Source organism: Agrobacterium burrii (genome assembly GCF_017313405.1).
GTDB classification, from domain to species: domain Bacteria; phylum Pseudomonadota; class Alphaproteobacteria; order Rhizobiales; family Rhizobiaceae; genus Agrobacterium; species Agrobacterium burrii.
This window is the reverse complement of record NZ_JAFLNA010000023.1, coordinates 31648-40368: the sequence shown is the minus strand read 5'-3', so window position 1 is coordinate 40368 and position 8721 is coordinate 31648. Positions and strand designations below refer to the sequence as shown.

The window sequence follows — 8721 nt, the reverse complement described above, 5'->3', positions numbered from 1 at the left end:
TCCGCAGCGCCAACCTCTACGGCGCCGACCTCCGCAGCGCCAACCTCTACGGCGCCGACCTCCGCAGCGCCAACCTCCGCAGCGCCAACCTCTACGGCGCCGACCTCCGCAGCGCCAACCTCCGCATCGCCAACCTCAAGGATGCTAAGCACGCTGATTTGGTCATCGCACAGACGCGCATCCTACCTGCGGGTAGTTTGATTGGATGGAAGAAGTGCAAGGACAACGTCATCGTCAAGCTGCGCATTCCTGAAGAAGCGCGACGCAGCCACGCGTTCGGTCGCAAGTGCCGTGCCGAGTTCGCGGATGTTATTGAGATCATCGGCGCAGAGCAGGCGGTCAGTAGCCACGACGGTATAACAGTCTACCGAGCCGGTGAGCGCGTCAATCCGGACAGTTTCGACGAAAACTGGCAGGAAGAGTGCGCGTCTGGCATCCACTTCTTCATTACCAAAGAAGAAGCCGAAAATTACTGAGCGCTTGCCGGCGCTCACTTCCCTATTCACCACATCGAGGAGACACAAATGTCGAGAAGACGCGACACCACCTACACCCCTTCCCCGTACGCCGGCGACGGTCTTGAAGTCGTAGCCAACCTTTCATCCGGAACCGCACCGACGGCCGTTCTTGTCGTGGTCGCCATGTGGCACGAGCGCAGGAAGGATGGCCGCAATCGCGTCATCGCCTCCAAGCTACGTGAGCTCGTCGCGGCTAATGATAATGGGAGGAGAAGGTGATGGGCGCCGCCGAGAACATATCTGACTTGCGCTCCCTCCTCAGCATTGTTGCTGAGGAAACTGGCGCCCTGAAGATGGATGACGCTGACGAAGACAGTGTCGGGTGGACAACTGAAGGCCCGTTGCCAATGACATTCGGACATGTCCGTCGCGCCCATGCCGCACTCGAAGGCCTCGAAGCCGCCCTGTCCGCTGCGGAGCCCGTTGGCTTTTTTGAGCTGACTGAGGAACAAGGTTATCAGCAGGTCTCAAAAAGAAACGTGACTGAGCCCGGCGTTATACCGCTCTACACCGCCCCTCCCGCGCCATCCGTGGCCGTGAAGGCTTTGGAGTGGAATAGAGACGCGGGCAAGCCTGTCGATTTGTACCTCGTGGCGAAGTCCGTTGTTGGCTCATACCGCATTAGCCCGATGGGCCGAGAAGGTTTTGAGCTACGGCTTTTTGGCACAGACCCGTTTCCGATTTATGGCAGCCTGGCAGAAGCCAAAGCCGCCGCCCAAGCCAACTACGAGGCCAGCATTCTCTCCGCCCTCTCCGCACAGGTGCAGGACGTATTGCCAAACGTCGGTAAATGGACGGACGAAGACAGGGCAAGAGAATGGCGTAAAGCCTTCGATACCATGCACCGACGCGCCATGAATGCTGAGAACGCTATCGGCGCACAGGTGCAGGACGAAAGCGAGATCGTTGATTGCCTGTCGGCAGGGAAGCCATTCGTGTTCGACCCGGCAACCAACTTCTGCCATGCAGATGACGGTGGTGCGCCAGAGAACGGCATCAAATACGTCCCCGCAGAACAGGTGCAGGACGTGGCGGGGTGGCAGTCGATTGAGACGGCACAAGAAGGATTGAACAACACCGTGTTGCTCTTCAACGGGCGAAGAGTCTTTGAAGGATATTGGGGTCCTTCCGAATACGATCGGAAACAAAAACAGTGGGTATATGCGTGGGTGTCGTCCCCAAGGAGTGGCGATACCAAGCCTACCCACTGGATGCCTCTCCCCGCAGCACCCACAAAGCAGGAGGAATGAGACATGCTTTCCTATCTGTGGAGAATTCTATCGAAAAGCTCTGACGACGGCGCAAAACAATCCATTTCCAAGTTCATGGATGACGAACCGCCAAGCATTGTAAATGATGCGCTTATTAGAAATTTCCGATCACACCCTGATCAGCAATTGCCTGCGGGTTGGTTCAATCTTTGCTTGTCCCATTGCCTGAAAACCCATTGGCCAGACGTTGACGACGCCACCGCTGTATGTTGGTTGCGTGAATATATTGGCGTGAAGCACGGCGCGCAGGGGTTCGACTGGTCGTATTCGGCGGCAAAAAGAGTTGCGCTTGAATAAGCCAAAGACTTCGGAGATGCGGCATGACTGATATCGTGGAACGGCTGAGATTCATCGCCATCGACAATGCGGAAACGCTGACGGAGGATGAACACGACACGCTCTCCGAAGCTGCTGCAATCCTAACCGAAGCAGAGAAACGCGAGAAGGAGGCAAGGGCGAAGGCGCTGGAGGAGGCTGCGGCTTATCACGACGATCTGGCGGCACAGCACGCAACGTCACACGAACATGTTGTCAGCGATCATCACGAGATGATGGAGCGCCAGCACACGCGTTTTGCCGCCGCTATCCGCGCCCTGCAATCGGAGGAGCGGTGATGGCCAGAACCGTTGACAACGACAATGATCCGCCGGACGCAGTTCTGGAAACACTGTTGACGCCGGATCAGGTAGCGGCACGAATAACGGCGTCGACCGGAGTTTTTGTTACGGCAAGAACCGTGTGGGAAAAGTCCAAACGGATCGGGGTGTCACTAAAGATTGGCAGATCTCCGATGATATCATCGCGCGATATACCTGCGCTTCTCCAAGAGGAAAACAGGAAATGGCAACGCCCTTTAAGCGAGGAAAAGTCTACTACCACTATTACACCGATGCTAAAGGTAAGCAGCGGAAACGAAGCACTGGCCTTGCTTCAAAAAAGCAGGCGCAAGAGGAAGCTGACGCCTTCATCGCGCGGATAAAGGTCGCCAACCTTCGAGGATATGACGCCGAACTGAAACTGGTTGAGGCGATTATTGCCTACGAAGCAGATGGGAAATCTCCACGCTTCCTGGATAAAATTGCTAAGGAGTGGGGACATCGGAAGGTGTCGGATATGAAACCGGCTTGGGTTCGGTCGCATGCGCGCGATCTTTATCCTGATGCGCTGCCATCTACCCTCAACAGGCAAGTCATAACCCCTGTTCAATCAGTGATAAATCATGCGTACCAAGCGCAAGACGGCCGGCAGATCAAAATAGAAAAATTTGAGGTGAAGAACGTAAAGAAGAAGTCGGCCGTCGACGGGGAATGGCACGAAAAGTTTGCAAAGCATGCGATATCGCGGCACATGGCTGTAATGGCTCGCTTCATGTATGAGACGGCCGCACGAATTAGTGAAGCAGTTCGCGTGCTTCCAGAGGATGTTGATCTGGTCAGCCGGACAGTCGCGCTAACGAAGACGAAGACCAAGCCACGCGTAACCCGAATATCTGAGCCGCTCGCAAACATGATTGCGGAGTTAATGACGATTCCTCCGGTTCGGCACAGGAAGAACAAGCGCAAGCTAAATGGCCTATTTGGATATGCAAGCCGGCACGCCGTCTACAACGGATGGAAAACCACTTGTGACCGAGCTGGCATCGCATACGCTCCACCACACTCATCCGGACGTGTCTCATTTGCGACAGAGCTTGTTGTGAAAAGGGGTGTGGATGTCGTTACGGCGGCAAAACTTGGTGGCTGGGCAAGCCCAAAAGTAATGATGGATACCTACGCAAAGGCCGACGAAGGGCACGCAGTGATCGACAGCGTGTTCGGCGACGACAGCCTTAAACCATCCCAAAATAAGCACAAAATAGAAGCCGAAGGCGCTGAACCGGAAAATACCAATGAAAACAATGAATTGGCGACTAAAATAAAAAACGCCCGCCCTTAGCAGGGGAGCGCCTTCGACCACTCGGCCACCTCTCCGGTGCGGCCTGATTATTGCGTAAAAAAAATGAATGCAAGGGTTTTTCGCCAAGAAGCCGAAAAACCTGTTGGCTGAACAGCCGCGCGCGAAACTTTGCGGGCAATTCGGGAACTTCTTTAAGGTCGGCACGTTCTCGCTTCGGTAACAAAAGAGGTGTTTCTAATGGCTCAGACCAAACTGAATGTTGTCGAAGACACGATCGAAAACCAGATTGCCGAGCTGCGCTCGCAAATCTCGTCGCTCTCCAAATCCGTTTCCGCCCGCGCGGAAGGCGTGAGTGAGGATGCATCCGAATTTCTGGACGAGGCACGCGGCCGCGTTCGCAAGGCTGCGAGCAATGTCCGTGCCCAGGGCCAGAATGTGGTGGAAGCAGTCAAGGAAAATCCCGGTACGGCAACCTCGCTGCTGACGATCGTCGGCGCACTCGGTTTCGCAATCGGTTATGCGGTTGGTGCGGGCACGCAGCAGAACTCGTCGAACAGCAGCCTTTATCGCTGGCGCTGATTACCGCACAAGAGTTAGAATTCAGGCAAGGCGGCAAAGTCCCGCCTTGCCTTTTTTGCATTGATGTCAAGACAACCAGAATGGGGGCCAGAAATGCTGTTCAGTAACGATCTTGAAGAGGCATTGGTGGATTTTGCCAGAGATCATGGCATCGACAGGGACGAGGCCGTTCAGCGCATCGTCCGCGCCGCCCTTATCAACAGCGGCTACCTCGCCTCCGGCGAAGAAGGCATTCCGCCGGAAAAGCTGAATGCCAGCAACGATGATTGAGACTTAGTAGCCGGATTTCGACGGCGCAGGCGCTGCCCCGCCCTTGTAGCGGGCGGACAGGGAGCGCAGCGTGTTGGAAAATTCCGTGACGTCGGCGCCAACGGCGACGAAGGACGCGCCGAGCTCGAGATAACGGCGATTATAGGCCTCATTGAATGTGAGAATGCCGGCAGCCTTGCCGGCCGCAACGATCTTGATGATCGCCGCTTCGATCACCGCCTGCACCTCCGGCTCGTCGATCCTGCCGAGATAGCCCATGTCGGCAGCGAGATCCGCCGGGCCGATGAAGACGCCATCCACACCTTCCACCGCAAGAATATTGTCGAGATCGTTGATCGCGGCGCGCGTCTCGGCCTGCACCAGCAGGCAGACGCTATCGGAGGCGCTATCGGCGTAGTCGGTTATGGTGTTGAAGGCCGACGCACGGGCAACGGCTGCCCCCATGCCGCGAATGCCGCGCGGCGGATAATGCATGGCGCTGACCAAACCTTCAGCCTGCGCGGCCGAATCGACCATCGGCACGAGGAGCGTGCGTGCGCCTGCATCCAGAAGCTGCTTGATCATCCAGCTTTCGCCGACCGGCACACGCACCACGGGTTCTGCCGACGACGTGGCGAGCGCCCGCAGCTGATCGATGATGCTGCGCAGATCGTTCGGACCGTGCTCACCATCGATTACCAGCCAGTCGAAACCCGCGGTTCCGGCAATTTCCGCGGTAATGGCCTCGCCCATATCGAGCCAGAGGCCAATCTGCGGCTTGCCGGCATGGATGGCGGTTTTGAAACGGTTTTCGGGAGCAGGCATGATGTCCTCAGGAAAGCAGTAATTTCAGATCGGCGGAGGCGTCCGCCAGGATGGCGCGATCCGGCTCGGCACCGGTATCGAGCAGTTTCTTGCCCGCGACATAGGCCTTGGCATCATTGACGGCATCCACCGCCACGAAACGCCCGTCGCGGAAATACCAGACCGACCAGCTGCCTTCACGGGCGCCTGGCCGCAGTACCGTCTCGTCATAACCGAGATTGAAGCCGGCGATTTGCAGCTTCACCTCATATTGATCTGACCAGAACCAGGGTTTCGCCTCATAGGCGGTTTCAGTACCGGCAAGCACGACCGCTGTCGCCTCGGCCTGATCGACGGCATTCTGGACCGATTCGAGACGCACATGCTGGTCGCGCCATGGCAGCAGGGCGCAATCGCCGACCGCGTGAATGTCCCGGTCGGATGTGCGGGTATAGTGATCCACCACAATGCCGTTGCCGACATCGAGGCCCGATTCGCGGGCAAGCCGGTCATTCGGCGTCACGCCGATGCCGACGATGACAAAATCCACATCGAGCGTCGAGCCGTCGGACAGTTCGGCGGCGGCCACCCGGCCATCCATGCCGACAAGGCGCACGAGGCCGGTCTTTTCGCGAATGGAAACGCCGTTCGCCTGATGGATGCCGCGCATGATATCGGCGGTTTCTTTCGCCGCCACGCGCTGGAGAATACGGTCGGCCATTTCGATCAGCGTCACATCAAGGCCGAGCTTGCGGGCAACCGCGGCCGCTTCAAGGCCGATATAACCGCCGCCGATCACCAGCAGCCTGCGGCCCGGCTTCATCTCTTCCATGAGACGGTCAGCATCGCGCTTGTCGCGAACGGTCAAGACCCCTTCCAGATCGCCACCGATGCTGGCGGGCAACAGGCGGGGTGCTGCCCCGGTCGCCAGCACCAGCTTGTCATAGGCAAGCGTGCTGCCATCCTGCATGCGCACCGTTTTGGCCTTGCGGTCGATATCTTCCACCCAGGTGGACAGCCGGATATCGACATTATTGTCCGCGTACCACTCCTGCGGGCGGAACATCAGCCGGTCGAAACTCATCTCGCCGAGAAGGTATTTTTTGGAGAGCGGCGGCCGTTGGTAGGGATAGGCATCCTCGGAGCCGACGATGGTGATGGGACGCTCATCCTTCAGCGCCCGGAGCTTTGCCGCCAGCGCGAAAGCGGCCTGCCCCGCCCCGACGATTACCAGCCTTCCCGTCACATTCCACTCCCAGACACGAATAGCGACAGGCCGATCCTGCCATGCTCGCGAAGCCATATTGCCGGATCAGGCGTAACGCCAAGTACGGCCCGCGTCAACCACGCTGCGACGCCAGCCCGGTGCAAGCATGACACATTATCAGCACAGGCTGCGACACGCCTGCAACCGGACCGAGCCACGCGCATTCTATCAAGGGAAACATCGGCTTGCGAAACGAAGATTGGCCCATGTCGAGACGGACAACAGATAATTGCGCGGATTTCCTTCACGACCTGGCAAGGAAGCCGCGTTAAAATCAGCATCAGGAGAGGCAATCCGGGAGGTTGTCATGGCTTTGCATATGGATCCCCGTCAGAACGTCCCCCAGGACGAGAAATACGAGAAATTTCAGATCGACCGGCCCGGCAAGATCACCTTCATCGGGCATCATCTGAGCGCCAGCGACACCCTGCGCTGCCTCGTGCGCACCATTTCCCTTTATGGCGCAGAGATCGAAGTCGGGCCGCATCTGGAAATGCCCGCCAATTTCTATCTGGAAATTCTCGGCATCCGCGATGAGATCGGCTGCACGCTGATCCGCCGGGAAGAGGAAAAGGTCACCATCGGCTTCAACATGCTGATCGATGCCGAATTCCTGCACCATGTGCGCCGGCTGAGCTTCGAGACCAGCGCCTGAGCGGCACGGCGGACGGCACGGGGGCGGAAAAAACTGTTCCAAAACAGTCATTGGATAACCGGGCGCGGCTTGCGTCCGGTTTTTTTGCACCTATTGTGAGCCGGGTTTTCAAACACAGCTACCGGAACTTTCAGCCAATGTCCGCTTTTTCACGCCTTACGCCGCTTGCCGTCTCGCTCCCTTCAACCGTTCCCTTCGTCGGCCCGGAAGCCATCGAGCGGAACCGTGGCCTGAAGATGGAAGCGCGGATCGGCGCCAATGAAAGCGGCTTTGGCCCCGCCCCTTCCGTGCTTCTGGCCCTGCGCGATGCTGCAGCTGACACCTGGATGTATAGCGACCCGGAAAATTTCGAATTGAAGGAAGCGCTTGCCATCCATCACGGCGTTGCGCGCGGCAATATCGCAATCGGCAGCGGCGTGGACGGATTGCTGGGTGAGATCGCCCGGCTGATTGTCGAGCCCGGTACGCCTGTTGTGACCTCGTTTGGCGGTTATCCCACCTTCAATTATCATGTGAACGGTTTTGGCGGGAAACTCGTGACCACGCCCTATGTGGACGATCACGAAGACCTCGATGGGCTTCTCGATCTCGTCATCCGCGAAAACGCGCCGCTGGTCTATTTCGCCAATCCGGATAATCCGATGGGAAGCTGGTGGGAGGCGAGTGAGGTCGTTGCCTTTGCGCGCGCGCTGCCGGAAACCTGCCTGCTCATTCTGGACGAGGCCTATTGCGAAACCGCGCCCGCCAGCGCCGTGCCGGCCATCGACGCGCTGATCGGCCAGCCGAACATCCTGCGCATGCGCACCTTCTCAAAGGCCTATGGGCTGGCCGGCGCACGCGTCGGTTATGCCATCGGCACGCTTGGCAATGTCGAAGCCTTCGACAAGATCCGCAACCATTTCGGCATGGCGCGCATATCTGTCGCCGGCGCCCTCGCGGCACTCAAGGATCAAGCCTATCTGCATGAGGTCGTTGGCAAAATTTCCGCTGCCCGCGATCGCATTTCCGCAATTGCCCGCGACAACGGCCTTGCACCGCTGCCCTCGGCCACCAATTTCGTCACCATCGATTGTCACCGCGACGGCGCTTATGCCCGCGCCATCGTTGATGGATTGATGGAGCATGGCGTGTTCATCCGCATGCCGGGCGTCGCGCCGCTCAACCGCTGCATTCGCGTGAGCGTCGGGCCAGACGACAAGCTCGACCTTTTCGAACAGGCATTGCCGAAGGTTATCAAGGCGATTGGGTGAGGCGGACGACAGGCTCTCGCTTCCGTCATTGCGGCCTTGAGCCATATGCTGCGAATGCGATTCAAAACCACGCCGCAAACCACTGTTCGCGAATCATTTTCCGTAACCGACATCGCCGAACATAAGAAAACCGCGCCGGCCTTGTTCCTGCCGGTCGCGGTTTGATGTGTCAGCGCAAAAGCTTTTCTTCAAAGCCCTCGCCGCGTTCCCCTTCGGGTTTACTTTCGTTTAC

Annotated in this window: 12 protein-coding genes; 10 read left to right on the top strand and 2 right to left on the bottom strand. The window is 57.9% G+C overall.

All coding sequences use genetic code 11. From position 1 onward, the window contains the following. The 8 genes from JZX89_RS28125 to JZX89_RS28090 all read left to right on the top strand — a co-directional run. Positions 1 to 476 (top strand): pentapeptide repeat-containing protein (locus tag JZX89_RS28125; protein ID WP_207136093.1); only part of this gene is annotated, 476 nt, incomplete at its 5' end. Positions 477 to 524: 48 nt separating this feature from the next. Next, positions 525 to 737, top strand: coding sequence for a hypothetical protein (locus JZX89_RS28120; protein ID WP_207136092.1), 213 nt, complete (start codon positions 525 to 527; stop codon positions 735 to 737). Next, on the top strand, positions 737 to 1768 hold the full coding sequence (locus JZX89_RS28115; protein WP_207136091.1) for a DUF551 domain-containing protein: 1032 nt from the start codon (positions 737 to 739) through the stop codon (positions 1766 to 1768). The genes JZX89_RS28120 and JZX89_RS28115 overlap by 1 nt, the downstream gene beginning before the upstream one ends. Before the next feature lie 3 nt (positions 1769 to 1771). Next, positions 1772 to 2086 carry a hypothetical protein gene (locus JZX89_RS28110; protein WP_207136090.1) on the top strand — a complete coding sequence of 105 codons (315 nt, stop codon included), beginning with the start codon at positions 1772 to 1774 and terminating at the stop codon, positions 2084 to 2086. Between the two features lie 23 nt (positions 2087 to 2109). Then, the gene (locus JZX89_RS28105) at positions 2110 to 2403 is read left to right on the top strand and encodes a hypothetical protein (protein WP_207136089.1); all 294 of its coding nucleotides are present in this window, start codon (positions 2110 to 2112) and stop codon (positions 2401 to 2403) included. Positions 2404 to 2629: 226 nt separating this feature from the next. Beyond that, entirely contained in the window at positions 2630 to 3724 is a 1095-nt protein-coding gene (locus tag JZX89_RS28100) for a tyrosine-type recombinase/integrase (RefSeq protein WP_207136088.1), read from the top strand. Positions 3725 to 3922: 198 nt separating this feature from the next. Then, positions 3923 to 4264, top strand: a complete 342-nt coding sequence (locus JZX89_RS28095) for a hypothetical protein (RefSeq protein ID WP_149898946.1) — start codon at positions 3923 to 3925, stop codon at positions 4262 to 4264. 93 nt (positions 4265 to 4357) lie between these two features. Further along, complete coding sequence (locus JZX89_RS28090) at positions 4358 to 4534, top strand: hypothetical protein (RefSeq protein WP_174372818.1); 177 nt, start codon at positions 4358 to 4360, stop codon at positions 4532 to 4534. A gap of 3 nt (positions 4535 to 4537) precedes the next feature. On the opposite strand, the gene JZX89_RS28085 is transcribed toward JZX89_RS28090, so the two are convergent. Then, positions 4538 to 5338 (bottom strand): aldolase/citrate lyase family protein, encoded by an 801-nt coding sequence (locus JZX89_RS28085; protein WP_174372819.1) that lies wholly within the window; start codon positions 5336 to 5338, stop codon positions 4538 to 4540. A 7-nt stretch (positions 5339 to 5345) separates the two neighbouring features. Beyond that, on the bottom strand, positions 5346 to 6563 hold the full coding sequence (locus tag JZX89_RS28080; protein WP_207136094.1) for an NAD(P)/FAD-dependent oxidoreductase: 1218 nt from the start codon (positions 6561 to 6563) through the stop codon (positions 5346 to 5348). Positions 6564 to 6891: 328 nt separating this feature from the next. Between JZX89_RS28080 and JZX89_RS28075 the strand changes: the two genes are divergently transcribed. Together JZX89_RS28075 and JZX89_RS28070 are read left to right on the top strand one after the other, a co-directional pair. Then, positions 6892 to 7239 (top strand): hypothetical protein, encoded by a 348-nt coding sequence (locus tag JZX89_RS28075; RefSeq protein WP_149898944.1) that lies wholly within the window; start codon positions 6892 to 6894, stop codon positions 7237 to 7239. A gap of 137 nt (positions 7240 to 7376) precedes the next feature. Then, positions 7377 to 8489 carry a pyridoxal phosphate-dependent aminotransferase gene (locus JZX89_RS28070; RefSeq protein ID WP_207136087.1) on the top strand — a complete coding sequence of 371 codons (1113 nt, stop codon included), beginning with the start codon at positions 7377 to 7379 and terminating at the stop codon, positions 8487 to 8489. The last annotated feature ends 232 nt before the right edge of the window (positions 8490 to 8721 follow it).